This window comes from Streptomyces deccanensis (assembly GCF_022385335.1).
GTDB lineage: Bacteria > Actinomycetota > Actinomycetes > Streptomycetales > Streptomycetaceae > Streptomyces > Streptomyces deccanensis.
Genome location: NZ_CP092431.1, coordinates 2,988,601 through 3,007,992, shown reverse-complemented (window position 1 = coordinate 3,007,992; position 19,392 = coordinate 2,988,601). Strand labels below are relative to the sequence as shown.

At 70.6% G+C, this 19,392-nt stretch carries 19 protein-coding genes; 9 read left to right on the top strand and 10 right to left on the bottom strand.

What is annotated here, in order from left to right; translation table 11 throughout:
• Positions 1 to 23: 23 nt before the first annotated feature.
• The 3 genes from L3078_RS13415 (at position 24) to L3078_RS13405 (ending at position 1,609) form a co-directional block, all read left to right on the top strand.
• The gene (locus L3078_RS13415; protein WP_239753784.1) at positions 24 to 425 is read left to right on the top strand and encodes a hypothetical protein; all 402 of its coding nucleotides are present in this window, start codon (positions 24 to 26) and stop codon (positions 423 to 425) included.
• Between the two features lie 289 nt (positions 426 to 714).
• Positions 715 to 1,104, top strand: coding sequence for a hypothetical protein (locus L3078_RS13410; RefSeq protein WP_239753782.1), 390 nt, complete (start codon positions 715 to 717; stop codon positions 1,102 to 1,104).
• A gap of 220 nt (positions 1,105 to 1,324) precedes the next feature.
• A complete protein-coding gene (locus L3078_RS13405) occupies positions 1,325 to 1,609 on the top strand; it encodes a DUF4190 domain-containing protein (protein ID WP_239753780.1) in 285 nt (94 codons plus the stop codon).
• Positions 1,610 to 1,753: 144 nt separating this feature from the next.
• Here the strand turns inward: L3078_RS13405 and L3078_RS13400 are convergent, their stop codons facing one another.
• Complete coding sequence (locus L3078_RS13400; RefSeq protein WP_239753778.1) at positions 1,754 to 2,413, bottom strand: maleylpyruvate isomerase N-terminal domain-containing protein; 660 nt, start codon at positions 2,411 to 2,413, stop codon at positions 1,754 to 1,756.
• Positions 2,414 to 2,489: 76 nt separating this feature from the next.
• On the opposite strand from L3078_RS13400, the gene L3078_RS13395 reads away from it, so the two are divergent.
• Positions 2,490 to 3,767: a TolB family protein gene (locus L3078_RS13395; RefSeq protein WP_239753776.1), complete on the top strand. Its 1,278-nt coding sequence runs from the start codon at positions 2,490 to 2,492 to the stop codon at positions 3,765 to 3,767.
• Here the strand turns inward: L3078_RS13395 and L3078_RS13390 are convergent.
• On the bottom strand, positions 3,757 to 4,632 hold the full coding sequence (locus tag L3078_RS13390) for an LLM class F420-dependent oxidoreductase (protein WP_239753774.1): 876 nt from the start codon (positions 4,630 to 4,632) through the stop codon (positions 3,757 to 3,759). The two genes, L3078_RS13395 and L3078_RS13390, sit on opposite strands and share 11 nt — an antisense overlap.
• A 274-nt stretch (positions 4,633 to 4,906) precedes the next feature.
• On the opposite strand from L3078_RS13390, the gene L3078_RS13385 reads away from it, so the two are divergent.
• Both L3078_RS13385 and L3078_RS13380 read left to right on the top strand, forming a co-directional pair.
• Positions 4,907 to 6,376 carry a family 43 glycosylhydrolase gene (locus tag L3078_RS13385; RefSeq protein WP_239760301.1) on the top strand — a complete coding sequence of 490 codons (1,470 nt, stop codon included), beginning with the start codon at positions 4,907 to 4,909 and terminating at the stop codon, positions 6,374 to 6,376.
• A gap of 22 nt (positions 6,377 to 6,398) precedes the next feature.
• The gene (locus L3078_RS13380) at positions 6,399 to 7,847 is read left to right on the top strand and encodes a family 43 glycosylhydrolase (RefSeq protein ID WP_239753773.1); all 1,449 of its coding nucleotides are present in this window, start codon (positions 6,399 to 6,401) and stop codon (positions 7,845 to 7,847) included.
• A gap of 24 nt (positions 7,848 to 7,871) precedes the next feature.
• Here L3078_RS13380 and L3078_RS13375 read toward each other — a convergent pair whose 3' ends face one another.
• The 6 genes from L3078_RS13375 to L3078_RS13350 all read right to left on the bottom strand — a co-directional run bounded on the left by L3078_RS13375 (position 7,872) and on the right by L3078_RS13350 (position 13,869).
• On the bottom strand, positions 7,872 to 8,549 hold the full coding sequence (locus L3078_RS13375; RefSeq protein WP_239753772.1) for a response regulator transcription factor: 678 nt from the start codon (positions 8,547 to 8,549) through the stop codon (positions 7,872 to 7,874).
• Positions 8,550 to 8,585: 36 nt separating this feature from the next.
• A complete protein-coding gene (locus L3078_RS13370) occupies positions 8,586 to 9,860 on the bottom strand; it encodes a sensor histidine kinase (RefSeq protein ID WP_239753771.1) in 1,275 nt (424 codons plus the stop codon).
• 115 nt (positions 9,861 to 9,975) lie between these two features.
• Entirely contained in the window at positions 9,976 to 12,186 is a 2,211-nt protein-coding gene (locus tag L3078_RS13365; RefSeq protein ID WP_239753770.1) for an MMPL family transporter, read from the bottom strand.
• A gap of 177 nt (positions 12,187 to 12,363) precedes the next feature.
• Positions 12,364 to 12,897: a hypothetical protein gene (locus L3078_RS13360; protein WP_239753769.1), complete on the bottom strand. Its 534-nt coding sequence runs from the start codon at positions 12,895 to 12,897 to the stop codon at positions 12,364 to 12,366.
• Entirely contained in the window at positions 12,890 to 13,234 is a 345-nt protein-coding gene (locus L3078_RS13355; RefSeq protein ID WP_239753768.1) for a MazG-like family protein, read from the bottom strand. Before L3078_RS13355 ends, L3078_RS13360 begins: the two co-directional genes overlap by 8 nt.
• Positions 13,235 to 13,323: 89 nt before the next feature.
• Positions 13,324 to 13,869: a DoxX family membrane protein gene (locus L3078_RS13350; RefSeq protein ID WP_239753767.1), complete on the bottom strand. Its 546-nt coding sequence runs from the start codon at positions 13,867 to 13,869 to the stop codon at positions 13,324 to 13,326.
• 159 nt (positions 13,870 to 14,028) lie between these two features.
• Between L3078_RS13350 and L3078_RS13345 the strand changes: the two genes are divergently transcribed.
• Both L3078_RS13345 and L3078_RS13340 read left to right on the top strand, forming a co-directional pair.
• Positions 14,029 to 14,355, top strand: a complete 327-nt coding sequence (locus tag L3078_RS13345) for a nuclear transport factor 2-like protein (RefSeq protein ID WP_239753766.1) — start codon at positions 14,029 to 14,031, stop codon at positions 14,353 to 14,355.
• Between the two features lie 68 nt (positions 14,356 to 14,423).
• Complete coding sequence (locus L3078_RS13340; RefSeq protein WP_239753764.1) at positions 14,424 to 15,419, top strand: aldo/keto reductase; 996 nt, start codon at positions 14,424 to 14,426, stop codon at positions 15,417 to 15,419.
• 290 nt (positions 15,420 to 15,709) lie between these two features.
• Here L3078_RS13340 and L3078_RS13335 read toward each other — a convergent pair whose 3' ends face one another.
• On the bottom strand, positions 15,710 to 16,510 hold the full coding sequence (locus L3078_RS13335; protein WP_239753763.1) for an SDR family oxidoreductase: 801 nt from the start codon (positions 16,508 to 16,510) through the stop codon (positions 15,710 to 15,712).
• A gap of 160 nt (positions 16,511 to 16,670) precedes the next feature.
• Between L3078_RS13335 and L3078_RS13330 the strand changes: the two genes are divergently transcribed.
• Complete coding sequence (locus L3078_RS13330) at positions 16,671 to 18,350, top strand: alkaline phosphatase D family protein (RefSeq protein WP_239753762.1); 1,680 nt, start codon at positions 16,671 to 16,673, stop codon at positions 18,348 to 18,350.
• Here the strand turns inward: L3078_RS13330 and L3078_RS13325 are convergent.
• Complete coding sequence (locus L3078_RS13325; protein ID WP_239753761.1) at positions 18,337 to 19,374, bottom strand: Gfo/Idh/MocA family protein; 1,038 nt, start codon at positions 19,372 to 19,374, stop codon at positions 18,337 to 18,339. The two genes, L3078_RS13330 and L3078_RS13325, sit on opposite strands and share 14 nt — an antisense overlap.
• Positions 19,375 to 19,392 lie beyond the last annotated feature (18 nt).

The window sequence follows — 19,392 nt, the reverse complement described above, 5'->3', positions numbered from 1 at the left end:
TTCCGGAGGACTACAAGGAGTTTGTGACGGCCTACGGTCCAGGCTGTATCAGTGATCAGCTCTACCTCTTTCATCCGCGAGCGGCAGGTGGTGACCAGGGGCTGAATCTGTACTTGCTGTGGGAGCAGGCTTCCTCTGCATTCGCAGAACTGTCCAGGAGTCAGCCTGAGCTGTATCCGTTCGCTGTTCATCCGGCCCCTGGTGGATGCCTGCCCGTGTGTCGGTCGATCTCGGGCAATCATGTGTTCATCCAGCCGCCAGTGAATCCAGGGCAAGACTGGTCGGTGATCGTGGAAATGGGGGAGTGGGCTCGACTGGACATGTCGTTCACGGATTTTCTGTGGTCGGCGTTGAGAGGCGAACTCGATGTCCCGATCATTGAAGGTGATGCGTCGTTCGAGCGCGTCGGTGTCGTGGAGCCGTGACGATTGCCGTGAGCTGCTGCGTGCTTGTGTGTGGGTGGGTTCCCGGTGGCGGCACGGTTGGTGGACGCTTGGGCCATCGCGACCGGCTCTGGCCTGACAGGCGCGGCGAGCGGCTTGTTCTCCGTGTCCCCGATGGGCAGCGAGGAAGCCCTTCTCGGTGGTCCGCGCAGCCTCAACGTCCGGGTGCCGGCCACACTGGAAATGACTGAGACGTGAAGTGCCGGACAGTATCCACCACGGACGAAAGGGCCTGAAAATGCCCGAGAGAAAACGTGCACGACCATCCGCCTTGGAAACCATCTCTCTTCCGGGGCCTCAGCCGGCCGATCAAGAGCACCCTGCGGAACGGCTGATGGGGGACGTGAGGCGCGGCGTCGAACAACGCCGGTTTCTGCGCGGGCTGGTATTTCCGGAATCCGCCGTCGTGGAGAGGTTGTACGGCTTGTCGGAGGTCGAGGTGCGGTCGGTCATCAGGTGTCTCAGGGACGAGGGCCTGCTGCAACTGCACGATGACTACCAGGAGACCTACTTCATCGACGTCGGTCGTGGAATTCCGAGTCGGGAATCGGCGGACCCCGGACTCGCCGCCCAGGTGGCCGATTTGACCGCGAGACTCCAGCAACTCAGCAGCCGTGTGCAGACTCTGGAGTCCATGATTCTGAACCGTGGCGACGGGTGATCACTCGTCGCTCCTCGTCTGTCGTCGCGAACTCCGGCTCGGTGAGCGGAGGTTACCCGGCATACAGCCCGACCCCGTGACGAGCGCGCGGACCAAGGTGTCGTCGCGGTGGAGTAGAGCCGACGTGCGGGGGCACTCGGGTCTGCGGAAAGCACAGGGCGCGAAAGTGCGCCGAGAAGTGGAGCTCCATCATCAAGTACGCCTACATCAGGGGAATGTGATGACGAGTTACGGCAGTACCTCTGCCACTTCCGGATCGCGCACCAATGGTCTGGCCATTGCCAGCCTGGTCTGCGGAATCATCGGAATCTTCTTCTTCAACGTGATTCTCGGGCCGCTGGCCATCGTGCTGGGTGCGGTCGGCCTGCGGCAGGCGGGGGTGAAGGGCGGCGGCGGCTTGGCCAAGGCCGGCATCGTCCTCGGGGTCGTGGACCTGATCATCTTCGCGGTGCTGATCGCCGTGGCCGCGTCCAACGGCGGTTTCACCTGGTACGTCGGAGGCTGACCGGGGAGCGTCGCTCTCGCTCCCGGCCTACGTGGACGGCTCGGCTCAGGCCGAGCCGTCCACGTGTTCTCGGGCGACGGGGGCGAGTCGGCCCCGTGGTGCCGAAGGTGCCGAAGGTGCCGCGCAGGTGCCGGGATACACCCTTCAGCCGAGCACGAGCGGCAACTTCATAGCCAACGGCTCCAGTTCGGCACGCTGCCCGTCCGTCGTTGCCCGGCGCCCCGTGCCGATCAGTAGGACGTCCGCGTCGGTGAAGGACGCGGGGAACGCCGCTCCGGCGACCCGTTCCAGTGCCGCGCGGGAGTGGGCCAGGCTCTCCGAGGACGGGCCGGGGGCCGTCGGGACGTAGGCCGTCAGGTCCAGGTGGTGGAGGGTCCATTCCAGGACGTACGCCGTGAGGTAGTCGGCGACCGTGAGGACCTTGTCCTGGGTGGTCACCCGGGCCGTGGGGTCGGCGAGTCCGGCCGCGCGGCCCGCCGCCGCGCCCACGTCGTCCAGGTGGAATTTGAGGAGGGCCGGGTCCTCGTACGCCGCCGCCAGGCGGACCGTCAGGGCGGCGAGGGGGTCCTCGCCGGTCGGGGGGTCGTTCGTGACCTGCCAGTACGTCGTCGCGTCGGCCGTCAGGGGCGCGGTGCCGGCGGGGGTCGCCAGCGTGATCAGGACGTCCTGGGCGTCGATGACCAGGTGGCAGACGAGGTCCCTCACCAGCCAGCCCGCGCAGCCCGACGGCTGTTCGAAGTCCTTGTCCGTGAGGTCGGCCACCGCCGCGCGCAACGCCGCCCATGAAGCTGCGAAAAGGTCCACCCCCGCAAGGTAGTTCAAAGCATTGACCCTTCGTCGGCAGCGCGCTTTCATCGTGCTCCTGTTGAAGGGGGAACCAGTGAAGAGACCTGTGTTACGTGTGCTGGCGCATGCCGTCGGTTCCGTCCTGGTGACCGTGGGGGTGGCCGTGGGCGTGACGTCCGTGTCGTCCGCGTCCGCCGTCGCCCAGGACGAGTCACCGGGCGTCGTGCCGACCACCCAGCGGATCAGTGTGGCCCCGGACGGCGTCACCGGCGGCAACGGCCACTCCACCGACCCGGTCGTCAGCGCCGACGGGCGCGTCGTGGCCTTCGTGTCGTCCGCGACCAACCTCGGGCCGACGACCGACGTGCGCAACAGCGTCTACTACCGGACGGGGCCCGGTGAGCCGCTGCAACGCGTGGTCGTGCCGGGGGAGACCACCTCCACGCCTCAACTGTCCGAGTCCGGGAGGTACTTGACTTTCGGGTCGTACTCGACGGCGACCTCCACCTCCTCCGTCCACCTCATGGATCTGAGCACCGGCACCATCGAGCGTCTGACGCCCCCGGCGGTCGACGGCTATCAGCTGTCGTACGGCATCGCGCCGGTCAGCGCCGACGGGCGGTACGTCGCCTTCGTCGCCCGGTACGCCGCCGAGCCGCAGGGCTCGTTCCCGTGCCGGGTCATGCTGCTGGACCGGAAGACGCAGGAGGTGCGGCGGGTCAGCCGGGAGTCCGACGGCTCCAAGACCTCCTACCGGTGCGAGCAGGTCGCGATGAGCGCCAACGGGCGCAAGGTCGCCTACCTGGAGGGGTACACCGGGCCCGGCACCGGCGATCAGGGCGACATCCTGGTCTACGACCGGCGCAGCGGGCGTACCGTGCACGCCGACGCCACCCCCGACGGGACGCCCGCCAGTACCTCGTCCTTCGCTCCCGTGCTCAGCGGCGACGGCTCCAAGGTCGGCTTCAACTCGGCGGCCGGCGACCTCGTCCCGGACGGCGACACCAACAACGGAGTGAACGCCTTCGTCCGCGACCTGCGGACCGGCAAGCTCCAGCGGTACGACGGCCACGCCCCCACCGACCTCACGCTGCTGTCCGACCTCTCCGTCGACGGCTCCAAGCTGCTGCTCAACACGGCGGACGCGAACCGTACGTCCCTCGGGCTGGTCCTGCGCGATCTGTGCACCGGGCAGGAGGAACTGCTGTCTCCGGGGCAGGACGGCAAGCCCGTCACCGTCGGCGACGCGGCGCTGAGCGGGGACGAGTCGACGGTGGTCTTCGAGTCGTACCACCCGGGGCTCGTCCCCGAGGACAACAACCTGATCGGGGATGTGTTCGTCCGCGCCGTGGGGTCCGCGCTCAGTCCGTAGTCCGGAGCGCCCCCACCACCCCGGCCAACCGCGCCCACTCCTTCCTCGGCAGGGCGTCGCCCTCCCGCCCGTCCAGTACCTGCAGCGCCACGTGGTCCGCTCCCGCCGCGTGGAACTCGTCCACCCGCGCCCGGATCCGCTCGTCCTCGCCCCACGCGTACACCGCGTCGATCAGGCGGTCGCTGCCCCCGTCCTCCAGCTCCGCCTCGGTGAAGCCGAGGCGGAGGAAGGTGTTCGTGTAGTTCGGGAGGGTCAGGTAGAACGCGAGGTGGGCGCGGGCGATCGACCGGGCGCGGTCCGCGTCGGACTCCAGGATCACCTTCAGCTCGGGGGCCAGGAGCGGGCCCGTGCCCAGCGCCTCGCGGGCCTGTGCCGTGTGCTCCGGCGTCACCAGGTACGGGTGCGAGCCGGCCGCCCGGTCGCGGGAGAGGCGGAGCATCTTCGGGCCCAGCGCGGCCAGCACCCGGCGGTCGGCGGGGACCCCGGCCGCGTCCAGGGCGTCCAGGTAGTCGACCATCGCGGCGTACGGGCGCCGGTACTGCTCCGCGAGCTTCGCGTGGCTCACGCCCAGGCCGAGCAGGAAGCGGCCGGGGTGGGTGGCGTCCAGCTCGGCGAACCGCGAGGCCGTGTCCGCGGCCTCGTGCTGCCAGATGCTCTGGATGCCGGTGGCGACGGTGATCCGGGACGTGGCCTCGACGAGGGGCACGGCGTGCCCGACCGACGTGCTGCCGCCGAGCCAGAGCGCGCCGAAGCCGAGCTCCTCCAACTCGGCTGCCGCTTCGGCCAGTTCACCCCGCCGGGCGGGGTCCTCCGTCCGCAGACCGATGCTCCAGATGCCGTATCGCCCCAGGTTCTGATTCGCCATGCAAACGCCAACCGGTCCGCCTCGGTGATCTATTCCGGGCGATCCGTCGACATCAATCGTGTCGCATCCATTGACGCCCCTCCTGCCTCACCTTTACCTTCTGGCCGAAGTTACGCACAACGTTCGCAATATCGAACAATCTGCTCCCGCGACAACCTCCCTCGACGATCCCCCTCGACCACCCCCTCCACGATCCCCCTCGAAGACCCCCCTCTAGAGCCGCTCCCCGAAGGGACTTGCCGTGTTCCGCATTCAAGTCCGTCACTGGGTGACGATGGGGGCCGCGCTGCTGGCCCTCTTCGCGTCACTCCTCGCCGTCCAGCCGGCCTCGCCCGCGGTCGCCGCCGACGGCAAGCCCTACACCAACCCGGTCAAGTCGCAGAAGGGCGCCGACCCGTGGCTGGAGTACTACAACGGCAACTACTACCTGGTGACGACCTCGTTCACCGGTGAGCTGACCATGCGCAAGTCGCCCACGCTGGCCGGGCTGAGCACCGCGCCCAGCGTGCAGGTGTGGTCGGACAGCACCGCCACCCGCAACTGGAACATGTGGGCCCCGGAGATCCACTTCTTCGACGGCAAGTGGTACCTCTACTACTCCGCCGGGCCGCGCGCCTCCGCCTGCTGCGACGACCAGCGCACCTACGTGCTGGAGAGCGCCGGGTCCGACCCGATGGGGCCGTACACCTTCAAGAACCAGCTCGCCGGGTCCAACCTCAACCCGGGCGGCTGGCTGATCGACGTCAGCGTGCTCAAGCACGACAACAAGCTGTACCTGGCCGGCAGCGGTTCGGTGGGCGGCAGCAAGCAGAGCCTCGTCATCGCGCCCCTCAGCAACCCGTACACCCTGGCGAGCACCACCTTCACCGTCATCTCCAGCCCGACCCTGAGCTGGGAGACCCAGAGCGGCGAGGTGAACGAGGGGCCCGAGCCGCTCTACCGCAACGGCCGTACGTTCCTGATCTACTCCGCCAGCGCCTGCTGGGGCCCCGACTACAAGCTCGGACAGCTGGAGCTCACCGGGTCCAACCCGCTGCTCGCCTCCTCCTGGACGAAGAAGCAGACGCCCGTCTTCCAGCGCAGTGACGCCAACGGGGTCTACGCGCCGGGCCACAACGGGTTCTTCACCTCGCCCGACGGCACCGAGAACTGGATCGTCTACCACGCCAACGACGCGGCAAGCGACGGCTGCGACAACGGCCGTACGACCCGTGCCCAGAAGTTCACCTGGAACGCCGACGGCACCCCGAACTTCGGCACCCCCGTCGCCCTCGGGACCACCATCGCCGGGCCCTCCGGCGAGACCGCGACGACCCCGACCGCGTACACCATCGTCAACCGCAACAGCGGCAAGTGCCTGGACGTCACCGGCGGCAACGCGGCCGACGGCACCAACATCGCCCAGTGGACCTGCAACGGCGGGGCCAACCAGAAGTGGCGGATCGAGGACCGCGCCGACGACACCAGCCGGCTGGTGAACGTCGCCACCGGCAAGGTCGCCGACGTCACCGACTGCGCGAGCGCCGACGGCACCGACATCAGGCAGTGGTCCTGGCTCAACAACGACTGCCAGAAGTTCCGCATGGTCTACCTCGGCAACGACTACGTCCGGATCGTCAACGCCGCCACCGGCAAGGTCATGGACGTCGCCGACTGCGGCACCGCCAACGGCACCGACGTACGCCAGTGGTCCTGGCTGAACAACAACTGCCAGCAGTGGCGCCTCGTCCCCACCACCGCCTGATCCCGAAAGGCCCAGACAGACCATGAGACACCTCACCCGACGGGCCGTCGTGGCCGCGGCGGCCGCGCTCGCCGTGTCCACCACGATGACCACCCCCGCCCAGGCAGCCGTCCCGGCGTCCCCGGCCGTCACCTTCACCAACCCGATAGCCGAGCAGCGGGCCGACCCGCACATCTACAAGCACACCGACGGCTACTACTACTTCACGGCCACCGTCCCCGCGTACGACAAGATCGTGATGCGACGGGCGACCACTCTCCAGGGCCTCGCCACGGCCACGGAGACCACGATCTGGACCAAGCACGCCAGCGGTGACATGGGCGCCCACATCTGGGCGCCGGAGATCCACTTCATCGACGGCAAGTGGTACGTGTACTTCGCGGCCGGCGCCTCCAACGACATCTGGAAGATCCGCCCGTACGTCCTGGAGACCAGCGCGGCCAACCCGATCACCGGCACCTGGACCGAGAAGGGCCGGATCGCGCTGCCGCTGGACACCTTCTCGCTGGACGCCACGACCTTCACCCACAAGGGCACCCGCTACCTCAGCTGGGCGCAGAACGACCCGGCGGTCGGCTCCGGCACCAACCTGTACCTGGCGAAGATGTCCAACCCCTGGACCATCAGCGGCAGCCCGGTGATGATCTCCAAGCCCGAGTACTCCTGGGAGACCGTCGGTCACCGCGTCAACGAGGGCCCGGCCGTCATCCAGAAGAACGGCAAGGTCTTCATGGCCTACTCGGCCAGCGCCACCGACGCCAACTACTGCCTCGGCCTGCTGACCGCCTCCGACACCGCCGACCTCATGAACCCGGCGTCCTGGGCGAAGACCTCCACGCCGGTCTTCAAGAGCAACGCCGCCACCGGCCAGTACGGCCCCGGCCACAACACCTTCACCACGTCCGAGGACGGAAAGTCCGACATCCTCGTCTACCACGACCGCAACTACAAGGACATCAGCGGCGACCCGCTCAACGACCCCAACCGCCGCACCCGCTACCAGAAGCTGTACTGGAACGCCGACGGCACGCCCAACTTCGGCATCCCCGTCGCCGACGGCGTGACCCCGGTCCGGCTCTCCTCCTTCAACTACCCGGGCAAGTTCATCCGGCACTGGGAGTACCGCGCCAAGCTGGAGAGCAACGTCACCAACCTCGCCGACTCGCAGTTCCGGGTCGTCACCGGGCTGACGGGCAGCGGCACGGTCTCGCTGGAGTCGGCGAACTTCCCCGGCTACTACCTCCGCCACAAGAACAACGAGCTGTGGGTGGAGAAGGACGACGGCACCGCCCTGTTCGACGCGGACGCCTCCTTCTTCCAGCGCGCCGGCCTCGCGGACACGGCGGACGGCGTCTCGTACGAGTCGTTCAACTTCCCCGGCCGGTACATCCGGCACTTCAACAACCTGCTCTACACCCAGCCGGTCAGCACGACCCTCGACCGGCAGGACGCCACGTTCTACAAGGAGTAGCGAGTGGCCAGGAGTTGAGGGGGATCACTCCTGCTGGGTGACCCGCACCAGGCCCGACTGGTACGCCATGACGACCAGTTGGGCCCGGTCGCGGGCGCCCAGTTTCGTCATCGCCCGGTGGACGTGGGTCCGTACCGTCAGCGGGCTCACGTACAGCTTCTCGGCGATCTCGTCGTTGGAGTGGCCCTCGGCGGCCAGGGACATGACCTCGCGTTCCCTGGTGGTCAGCACGGTCAGCTGGTCGGGGGCGGCGAGGCGGTTGCCGGGGGTGGGACTGGCGAGGAAACGGGTGATGAGCGTCCGGGTGGCGGCGGGGGAGAGCAGGGTGTCGCCGGCGGCCACCGCGCGGATGCCGTCGAGGAGCGCGTCGGCGGTGACGTCCTTGCCGAGGAAGCCGCTGGCGCCCGAGCGCAGCGCCTGGGCCACGTACTCGTCGATCTCGAACGTCGTGAGGATCAGGACGCGGGTGTCGGCGAGCTCCTCGTCGGCGCAGATCACGGCGGTCGCGGTGAGCCCGTCCGTGCCGGGCATCCGGATGTCCATGAGGACCACGTCGGGGCGGTGGACCCGCACGAGGTCGACCGCCTCCCGGCCGTCGGTGGCCTCGGCGACCACCTCCAGGTCCGGACAGGAGTCGATGAGGATCCGGAAGGTGGCCCGCAGCAGGGCCTGATCGTCGGCGAGCAGGACACGAATGGTCATGGGCGCTGTGCTACTTCCGCTGGTCGTGGGCGGCGACTAGGTCCGCTGGTCGTGGGCCGGCTCCGGTTCCGGTGCCGGTTCCGTGGGGCGAGGGTGGTACGGCCGCAGCGGCAGGTCGGTGGTGACCTCGAAGCCGCCGCCGGGGCGGTGACCGGCGCTCAGACAGCCTCCGACGGACTGGGCGCGCTCGCGCATGCCGATGAGGCCGAAGCCGCGGCCGGGCTCGGCGGCGCCCCGCGGGCGGGGTGCGCCCTCGTCGGTGACCGTGATCGTCAGATGTGCTTCCTCGTAGACGAGGCGGACCCGCGCCGCGTCCACGGCGGCGTGCTTGCTGACGTTGGTGAGGGCCTCCTGCACGATCCGGTACGCGGTCAGGTCCACGCCGGGGTCCAGCGGCGCCGGGACGCCGTCCGTGGTGACGGTGACCGCGAGACCGGCGGACTCGCACGCCGCCGTCAGCTCCGGGAGCTGCTGGAGTCCGGGCGTGGGGGCCAGCGGCGCCTCGGGGTCGTCGGGCCGGCGCAGCACCCCGACCGTGCCCTTCAGCTCGCGCAGCGCCGACGACGTGGTGGCCGTCAGATCGGTGAGGATGCGGTGGGCCTGCTCGGGGTCGGTACGGGTCAGATGCGCGGCGGTGCCCGCCTGGGCGTTGGCGAGCGCCAGGTGGTGGGCGACCACGTCGTGCAGATCGCGGGCGATGCGCATCCGCTCCTCGGTGACCCTCAGCCGGGCCTCCTCCTCCCGGGTGCGCTCGGCGTGCTCGGCGCGGGCCTGCACCGACTTCAGATAGGCCCGCCGCACCAGCGTGCCCCGGCCCGCGGCGAGCGGCAGCAGCAGCCAGAAGACCGGGCCGATCGTCCTGAGCACCAGCGACAGATGCTCCATGGAGTCGGAGACCACGGCCGCGAGGCTCATCGCCACGATGGTGGTGCAGCCGTAGAGGCGGGTGGTCCTCCGGTCGGTGAGCGAGGCCAGCCAGTAGAGCGCCGCCATGATCGGCGCCAGCAGCAGGGGGGTGAGCAGATAGCCCAGGCCGACCGCCACGACCGTGCAGATCGCGGTGACGACGAGGGCGGAGCGCGGGTGGGTGCGGTGCTTGAGCAGCGCGAGACAGGACACGCCCATGAGGGCCACGCCGACCTTGTCCTGGTCCGGCGGCTGGGCGCCGGGCAGTGTGAGCGCGCTGCCGAGGGTGGCGCAGCCCAGCAGCGCCAGGACCAGTGCCAGGTCGACGAGGAAGGGGTGGCGGTCGGAGAACTCCTCCAGCCGGTCCGTGTAGCGCCGTTCCCGGCTGAGGCTGCTGAGGCTCATGGTGACTCCGGTCGGTGGACTGGGACCCATCGTGGTCGAAGCGGGAGGGGAACGCCCCGAGGGCCGTCCGTGTCCTTCGCCACGGACGGCCCCCGGTGGGGGTGGGGCGGTTGGATCAGGTGCGCGTCACTTCGAGCTCGGCCGTCTCGGCCGGAGCCGCCACCGGGGCGGCGCCGCGGGTCAGCGCCTCACCCTCCACATCGACGTGGGGCAGCGTCCGGTCCAGCCACTTCGGCAGCCACCACGCCTTGTCACCGAGCAGCGCCAGCACGGCCGGCACGATCGCCATCCGGACGACGAACGCGTCGAACAGGACCGCCGAGGCCAGCCCGAACCCGATCATCTTGATCATGGAGTCGCTCTCGCCGATGAACCCGGCGAACACCGCGATCATGATCAGGGCGGCGGCCACGACCACCCGGGCGCTGTGCCGGAAGCCGCTGGTGATCGCCTCGTGGGCCGGGTCGCCGTGGACGTATGCCTCCCGCATCCGCGAGACCAGGAACACCTCGTAGTCCATGGCCAGGCCGAACACGATGCCCACCAGGAAGATCGGCATCAGGCTCATGATCGGGCCGGTCTGCTCGACGCCCAGCAGCTCCGCGCCGTGGCCCTGCTGGAAGACCAGGACGACCACACCGAGCGAGGCGAGCACCGACAGCAGGAACCCGAGGGCCGCCTTGAGCGGGACCAGCAGGGAGCGGAAGACGACCAGCAGGAGGATGACGGCGAGACCGACCACGACCAGCAGATACGGGACCAGCGCGGACTGCACCTTGTCGGAGATGTCGATGTTCAGCGCGGTGGTGCCGGTGACCTCGAACGTCGCCCCCGTCTCGGACTCCAGGCCTGGCCGCTCGTCCCGGATGACGGTCACCAGGTCCTTGGTCTTCTCGTCGGTCGGCGCGGTGGTGGGCACCGCCGAGAAGACGGCCGTGTCACCGGCCTCGTTGAAGCGCGCGGGGGAGACGGACACGACGCCCTCGGTGGCGCCGATCTCCTTCGCGATCGTGTCGGCGGCGCCCTTGGCGTCGTCGACTCCCTTGGCGTCCACGACGATGGTCAGCGGCCCGTTGAAGCCGGGCCCGAAGCCCTCGGCGAGCGCGTCGTAGGCCCGGCGCTCGGTGGTCGAGGTCGACTTGGCCTCGTCGCCGGGCATGCCCAGCTGGAGGTCGGTCATCGGTATCGCGAGCGCGCCGAGGCCGACGACACCGAGGATCAGCACGGGCAGCGGGCGGCGCAGCACGAACCGCGACCAGCGGGTGCCGCCGTTGTCCTTGACGCTCTCCTCGATACGGCCGCTCTTGCGTGCCTTGCGGGACAGCACCGCGTTCGGCCAGCAGCCGAGGACGGCCGGGACCAGGGTCAGCGCGATCAGCACGGCGACCACGACGGCGCCCGCCGCGGCCAGCCCCATCTTCGTCAGCATCGGGATGCCGACCACGGCCAGACCGGCCAGCGCGATGACGACGGTGAGCCCGGCGAACACGACCGCCGACCCGGCCGTGCCGGTGGCGAGGGCGGTTGCCTCCTCGGGCGAACGGCCCTTGGCGCGCTCCTCGCGGTAGCGGGAGACGACGAACAGGGCGTAGTCGATGCCGACCGCGAGACCCAGCATCATCGCCAGGGTGCCCGTCGTGGTGGACAGGCCGAGCGCGTCGGACAGGGCGAGGATCGTGGCCATGCTGAAGCCGACGCCGACCAGCGCGGTCAGCAGCGGCAGTCCGGCGGCGGCCAGCGACCCGAAGGTGATCAGCAGCACGACGGAGGCGATGGCGACACCGATCACCTCGGCCATGCCGCCCGCGCCGCCCTGCTCGGCCATGGCGGTGCCGCCGGCCTCGACGGTCAGCCCGGAGTCCTGCGCCGCGTGGAGCGTGTCCTCCAGGTGGGACTTGCTGGCGTCGGTGAGGTCGTTCGCGGTGACCTTGTAGGTGACCGTCGCGTACGCCGTGGTGCCGTCCTTGCTCACGGCCCCGGCCTGGAAGGGGTCGACGGCGCTCGCCACCTGGGAACCGTCCGCCAGATCGGCCACGGCCTCCTCGACGGCCTTCTTGTTCTCGGCGGCGGTGACCTTCTGGCCGTTCGGGGCGACGAACACCACGCGGGCGGTGGCGCCGTCCGCCGTGACCCCCGGGAAGCGCTGTTCCATCAGGTCGAACGCCTTCTGGGACTCGATGCCCGGCATGGAGAACTCCTCGTCGGAGGCTCCCGGGGCCTTGAGGGCGCCGACCCCTACGGCGCCCAGTACCGCCAGCCACATCAAGATGACGTACCAGCGTTTGCGGAAGGCCAGTCGGCCCAGCCGATGAAGGAAGGTTGCCATGGGTCGCAGGTCTCCACGTGAGAGGTCTCGGGTGTGTGCCAAGACTCCCGTCGCGGCCCCTGTCCCGTCGTCGTGCGGCTGCCGACAATCGCGGGTACTCAGTACGCAGTACGCCGCCGACCCGGGGTCACCCCGGGGTATGACCGGGGGACGGCCGGGGTAGGACCCGTAGTCGGTCTACATGGAGTGCAGGGTGTCGCGGGAGGCCTTGATGAAGGCCCGCAGCGCGTCCCAGAACGGCGAGTAGCAGGCGTCGAAGCGGGCGGCGGCACCGGTGTCGCCCTCGATCATGGCCTCGATCGCCTTGTGGAACGGGCTCGTCGCCCGCCGGACGGTGTTGGCGAGGTCGGCGACCTCCTCGGGCCCCTCCAGCGAGACGACCCAGGTGAGGTTCCGCAGCGCCGCGTACTCGTCCCGCTGCCGCTCACGCAGCCCCCGCAGCTCCTCCACCTGTTCCGGCCCGAGCCCGCCCTCGGCGCCCCGGACCACGTCGGACACCTTCCAGTGCACGTCGTTCAGCCGCTGCGCCTGCTCGATGAACCCGGCGTACGCGGTCCGCCGCGCCTCCCGCAGCCGCTCCACCCGCTGCGCGCCCGCCGTCGTGTCCGCCTGGATGCGCGCCGCGCGCGCCGTCCCCCGGCTCGTCACCCAGCTCGCCAGCACGGCCGTGCCGGCGGTGAGCGCGGCGATCCAGAACGCGTTGTCAGCCACGGCGGGGGCCCAGCGAGCGTGCGGTGACCCCGGCGAGGTGGTCCGCGAACACCGCGCGGGCGTCCGGCGTCAGGGTGCGCAGCGCCACCAGCGCCGTGATGACGACGTCGCACAGCTCCGACCGCACGTCGTCCCAGGTGTGGGTGGTGCCCTTGCGCGGGTTCTGCCCGGTCGCGCCGATCACCGCCTGCGCGACCTCGCCGACCTCCTCCTGGAGCTTCAACATCCGCAGCAGCAGGCCCTCTCGGCCGCCGTGCGGCTGGTCCGCCTCCAGCCAGGCGTGCAGGTCGGCGACGGACTGCCAGAGGTCGTCGGGGGAGTGGTTCTGCTCGCTCATGGGCGCAGCTTGCCACGCCCCTCTGACAACGACGGCCGATCCGCCGGAACAGCGGCGCTCACACCCGGTCGAGCATCACTCCCCGAAGCTCACTCCTCGAACAGGGCCTCCTGCTCGCCCTCCTTCTCCTTGCGCACCCGCTGGTTGCGCATGCCCACGACCACGGCGGTGACCGCGGCCGTACCGGCGAGCGCCACCGGGACCATCCAGCCCCGGTCGACGACATGGCGCAGCGCGTGGTCGAGGGAGAGCCGGCCGGGCCCGGCGACGGCGAGGCCCGCGGCGGCCAGGCCCAGGGTCGCGGCGTACTCGTAGCCGCCCTCGGCGTTGAAGAAGCCGTTGGGCGCGTGGATCGCGGCCGCGCCGCCCATCGCGCCCGCCGCGGCGGCACCGGCCGCGGGCGTCGCGAGGCCCAGCGCGAGCAGGGCCCCGCCGCCCGTCTCGGCGAGCCCGGCGGCGGTGGCGCTGGCCTTGCCGGGCGTGTAGCCGACGGACTCCATGAACGCGCCGGTGCCCTCGATGCCGTGCCCGCCGAACCAGCCGAACAGTTTCTGCGTCCCGTGCGCGGCGAGCACACCGCCCGCGCCCAGCCGCAGGAGCAGCAGTCCCAGATCACGTCGGTCGAATGAGGTCATGAGCTCTCCCGGGGCAGCCGGTGCGTAGGTCCCCTCCCGCGTATCCACCGTCGCACCGATCACACCGGCCGGGCCCGTGCGGGCCGCCGTTCGGGTGGCCCCGGATCCGCCGCGCGCCTCCGGTGGCGCACCCCCGGGAACGGTGTGAGGCTGGCCGCCATGACGATCGCACCCGCCAAACTCAGCGACCCGGCCGTCCGGGCCTTCGTCGCCGCGGTGAACGCCCAGGACGAGGACGCCTTCTTCGCCCTCCTCACCGAGGACGCGACGATGTCGGACGACGGCTCCGACCGCGACCTCGCGGACTGGACCGACCGGGAGATCTTCTCCTCGCACGGCCACATCGAGGTGCAGCGCGAGTCCGCGGGCGGCCGTGCCCTGGTCGCCAACTACCGCAACGACACCTGGGGCGAGATGCGCACCGCGTGGCGCTTCACGGTGTCGGAGGACGGCAGGATCAGCCGGTTCGAGACGGGCCAGGCGTAACACCCCGTTCGATCCGGACGGTTGGGGGCTTGCGTTCGAGCGCACTCCAACTCATAACGTCCGTGGGCATGGAGACGAACACGTACACGAGGCCGTTGGGCCGCAGCGGCATCCAGGTCAGCGCCCTCGGCTTCGGCTGCTGGGCGATCGGCGGTGAGTGGCAGGACACCGACGGACAGCCCCTCGGCTGGGGCAAGGTGGACGACGAGGAGTCCGTGCGGGCGGTCCACCGCGCCCTCGACCTCGGCGTCACCTTCTTCGACACGGCCGACACCTACGGCGCCGGCCACAGCGAACGCGTCCTCGGCCGTGCCCTCGGCAAGCGCCGCGCCGACGTCGTCGTGGCCACCAAGTGGGGCAACCTCTTCGACGAGGCCACCCGCACCCTCACCGGCCAGGACGACACCCCGGCCCACGCCCGCCGCGCCCTCACCGCCTCCCTCGACCGTCTCGGCACCGACCACGTCGACCTGTACCAGCTGCACCTCTCCGACGCCGACCCCGAGCGCGCGGCCGAACTCCGCGACACCTGCGAGGAGTTCGTACGGCAGGGCCTGATCCGGGCGTACGCGTGGAGCACCGACGACGCGGAGCGGGCCGCCGTGTTCGCCGAGGGCCCGCACTGCGCGGCCGTGCAGCACCGGCTGAACATCCTCCAGGACGCGCCCGAACTCCTCGCGCTGTGCGCGGAGGCGAACCTCGCGAGCATCAACCGCAGCCCCCTGGCCATGGGGCTGCTCACCGGCAAGCACACCGGCGGGCGCGCCCTGGAGGCCGGTGACATCCGCAGCACCCCGCCCGCCTGGCTGCCCGGCTTCAGCGTGGACGGCGGCGCGGACCCGGAGTGGCTGGGCCGGGTCGAGGCGCTGCGCGAGATCCTCACCACCGAGGGCCGCACCCTCGCGCAGGGCGCCCTCGCCTGGATCTGGGCCCGCAGCCCCCTGACGGTGCCCATTCCGGGCTTCCGCTCGGTCGCCCAGGCCGAGGAGAACGCGGGCGCCCTCGCGAAGGGTCCGCTCACCGCGGACCAGCTGGCCGAGATCGACCGGATCCTGGGGCGGTGAGCCGCCCGTACGGCGGCGGATGTCGCTGAGACCGGCACTGTGGTGGCAGCCGTTCCGCGCTCCGGTGCTTACCTCGCGGTCCCACGCGAGGTCCGCCCCCTTCCGGAACACGGAACGGCTGCCGCCTCCCCCTCGGGTTGGCCACGGAAGCCGCTGCCTCCAAGTGTGAAGCTCTCGTGGAGACGCGTTCGAGCATAAGCCTGTCACGTGCTCCTATGGACCGGAGCATCAGCTTCCGTTTGTGCAGGTTGAGCCGTGGACGAGTGTGCTGTACACCCGTCCCGGCCGGCTCAGCCCCGCCCCACGTACGGCATCGTCGTCGCCATCACCGTCGCGAACTGCACATTCGCCTCCAGCGGCAGCTCCGCCATGTGCCGGACGGTCCGGGCCACGTCGGTCACGTCCATCACCGGCTCCGGCACCAGCTGTCCGTTCGCCTGGAGGACGCCGTTCGCCATGCGCTCGGTCATGTCCGTCGCCGCGTTGCCGATGTCGATCTGGCCGACCGCGATGCCGTACGGCCGCCCGTCCAGCGAGAGCGACTTGGTGAGACCGGTCAGGGCGTGCTTGGTCGCGGTGTAGGCGACGGAGTGCGGGCGGGGCGTGTGCGCGGAGATCGAGCCGTTGTTGATGATCCGCCCGCCCCGCGGGTCCTGCTCCTTCATCTGCCGGTACGCCGCCTGCGCGCACAGGAACGCCCCGTTGAGGTTGGTGTCCACGACATGCCGCCAGGCCGCGTAGTCCAGCTCCTCCACCGGCACCCCGCCGGGGCCGAACGTGCCAGCGTTGTTGAACAGCAGGTCCAGCCGTCCGAACCGGTCGCGCACGGCGGCGAGGAGCGCGTCCACGTCGCCGGGGCGTGAGACGTCCGTACGGACGCACAGCGCGTCGGGGGTCCGTGCCTCCGCGTCCGCGCCGGCCCCGGCCCCGCCCTCGGCCCTGGCTTGGGCGGCCGTCTCGGCGAGCTTGTCCTCGCGGCGGCCCGCGAGCGCCACCGACCAGCCGGTGCGCAGCAGTTCCAGGGCCACGGCACGGCCGATTCCGGAGCCCGCACCCGTCACGATCGCGATCTTGGTTCGCATAGCGTTCATGGCCTCGCAGCGTAAAGGAGGGGGACGCGCCCGGCCGCGCAGGAAAGGTCCGCCATCCGGAACTCATCCGTCCGCCATCTGGGTGTTGTGTACGTGACAGAAGATCGTCGAACCTGGCCACTCCAATGCCACGAGACAACTACCGTCAGACGAGGGCCAGATGACACCCACAGCTCGGAACTCCCAGGACTCCCAGCGGCCGACGCGGCCCCGTTCCCCGCACGCGGCCGAACTCCGCGCCGCCGCACGCCACTTCGACCGCCGCCGCTTCCTCACCGTCACGGGCGCCGCCGCCGCGCTCGCCTTCGCCACCAACCTCCCCGCCGCCGGCGCCGCGGCCGCCGCCACACTCGACGCCCGGCAGATCACCGAGGACCCCTTCACCCTCGGCGTGGCCTCCGGCGACCCGCTGCCCACCTCCGTGCTGCTGTGGACCCGGATCGCCCCGGCCCCGTACCAGCCGGACGGCGGCCTGCCCGCCGAACGGGTCGACGTCCGCTGGGAGTTGGCCCTCGACGAGAGATTCCGACGGATCGTCAGACGCGGTACCGCCACCGCCCACCCCGAGTTCCACCACACCGTCCACGTCGAGGTCGACTTCCTCACCCCCGGGCGCGTCTACTACTACCGCTTCCGCACCGGCACCTGGATCAGCGAGACCGGCCGCACCCGCACCGCCCCCGGCCGCACCCACCTCACCGGCGCCACCGCCCTCTCCTTCGCCGCGGTCTCCTGCCAGCGCTACGACCAGGGCTACTACACCGCCTACCGGCACCTGGCCGACGAGGACATCGATGTCGTCTTCCACCTCGGCGACTACCTCTACGAGTACGCCGTGAACTCCGTCGGCGGCGCCCGCAACTACACCGACCGCGTCCTGCCCGACGTCTTCAACCACGAGACGGTCACCCTGGAGGACTACCGACTTCGGTACGCCCTCCACAAGACCGACCCCGACCAGCGGGCCGCCCACGCCGCGCACCCCTTCGTCGTCACCTGGGACGACCACGAGACCGAGAACAACTACGCGGGCGAGAACCCCGATGGCGGCGAGCCCTCCGAGGAGTTCCTGCTGCGCCGCGCCGCCGCCTACCGCGCGTACTGGGAGAACCAGCCGCTGCGCCGCCCCCAGCGCCCCGACGGGCCCGACATGAAGCTCTACCGCCGCTTCCGATGGGGCCGCCTCGCCCAGTTCGACATACTCGACACCCGCCAGTACCGCTCCAACCAGGCCCAGGGCGACGGCTGGCAGATCCCCGGCCCGGAGGCCGCCGACCCCGCCCGCACGATGACCGGCGCCACACAGGAACGCTGGCTCCTGGACGGCTGGAACCGGTCCGACGCCGTCTGGAACGTCGTCCCCCAGCAGGTCACCTTCTCCCAGCGCCGCAACGCCGTCGGCGACGTCTACCGGGTGGCGATGGACGCCTGGGACGGCTACACCGCCTCCCGCGAGCGCCTCCTCGCGGGCGCGGAGGCCGCCGGCGTCGAGAACCTCATGGTCCTCACCGGCGACGTCCACGTCGGCTACGCCTTCGACATCAAGCGCGACTTCGACGACCGCTCGTCCCGCACCGTCGGCACGGAACTCGTCGCCACCTCGATCAGCAGCGGCGGCAACGGCTCCGACAAGCCCGCGAACTGGGACACCTACATGACCGCCAACCCCCACATGCGCTTCTACAACGGCCGGCGCGGCTACCTCACGGTCGCCCTCGACCGCGAGGCCGCCCGCGCCGACTTCAAGGCCGTGCCGTACGTGACGACGACCGGGGCCGGGATCTCCACGGTCGCGTCGTTCGCGGTGGAGGCGGGCAACCCGGGGCTCACGCCGGCGTAGTCACCAGCGCGTCGCCCAGATGGTCGTCCTCGCCGGGATAGCGCACCCCGATACGGTCGCGGATCGCGTCCAGGGTGCGCATCACGGCGAGGGTGCCGTCGAGCGGGACGAGCGGGGACTCCGTCTCACCGGCGCGCAGGGCCCGCATCACCTCCCGGGCCTCGTGACGGAAGCTGCCCCGGGGCCCGTCCGCCGGGTCCGCGGCGAACACCTCCGGCTCGCGCCCCTCGCGGTGCAGGACGAAACGGTCCGCGAAGAAGAAGCCGTCCGGGATGTCGATCCGGCCCTCGGAGCCGGTGACCGACGCGCTGGTGGCCGTGCCGCCGACGATGGAGCAGTGCACCGACGCGAGGGCACCGCTCTCCCAGGAGAGCAGCGCGCCGGTCTGGAGGTCGACGCCCTCCTTCGACAGCACTGCCTTCGCCGTCACGTCCGAGGGCTCCCCGAGCAGCAGATGCGCGAACGAGATCGGGTACACCCCCAGGTCGAGCAGCGCGCCTCCGCCCTGCGCCGGGTCCCGCAGCCGGTGCGTCGGCGCGACCGGCCCGAGGATGCCGAAGTCGGCGTGCACGGTGCGCACCTCACCGATCGCGCCGTCCCGCACCATCGCCGCGAGCCGGCGCACCACCGGATTGCAGTACGTCCACATGGCCTCCATCAGGAACCGCCCGCGCTCCCGCGCCAGCGCGACCAGCTCCTCCGCCTCGCGCACGTTCAGCGTGAACGGCTTCTCGCACAGCACGTTCCGCCCGGCCTCCAGACACATCCCGGCGGCCGTCCGGTGCGCCGAGTGCGGTGTGGCGACGTACACCACGTCCACCTCCGCGTCCTCGGCGAGCGCGCGCCAGTCGCCGTACGCCCTCGGTATCCCGAACCGTTCCGCGAAGGCCCGCGCGGAGTCCTCGCTGCGCGAGGCCACCGCCACGACCTCGGCGTCCGGCAGGTCGACGAGGTCGGCCGTGAAGGCCGCGGCGATCCCTCCGGTCGCCAGGATCCCCCACCGCACACGTCCGTCGTTCGACATCGCCACCCCTGTCCTCGG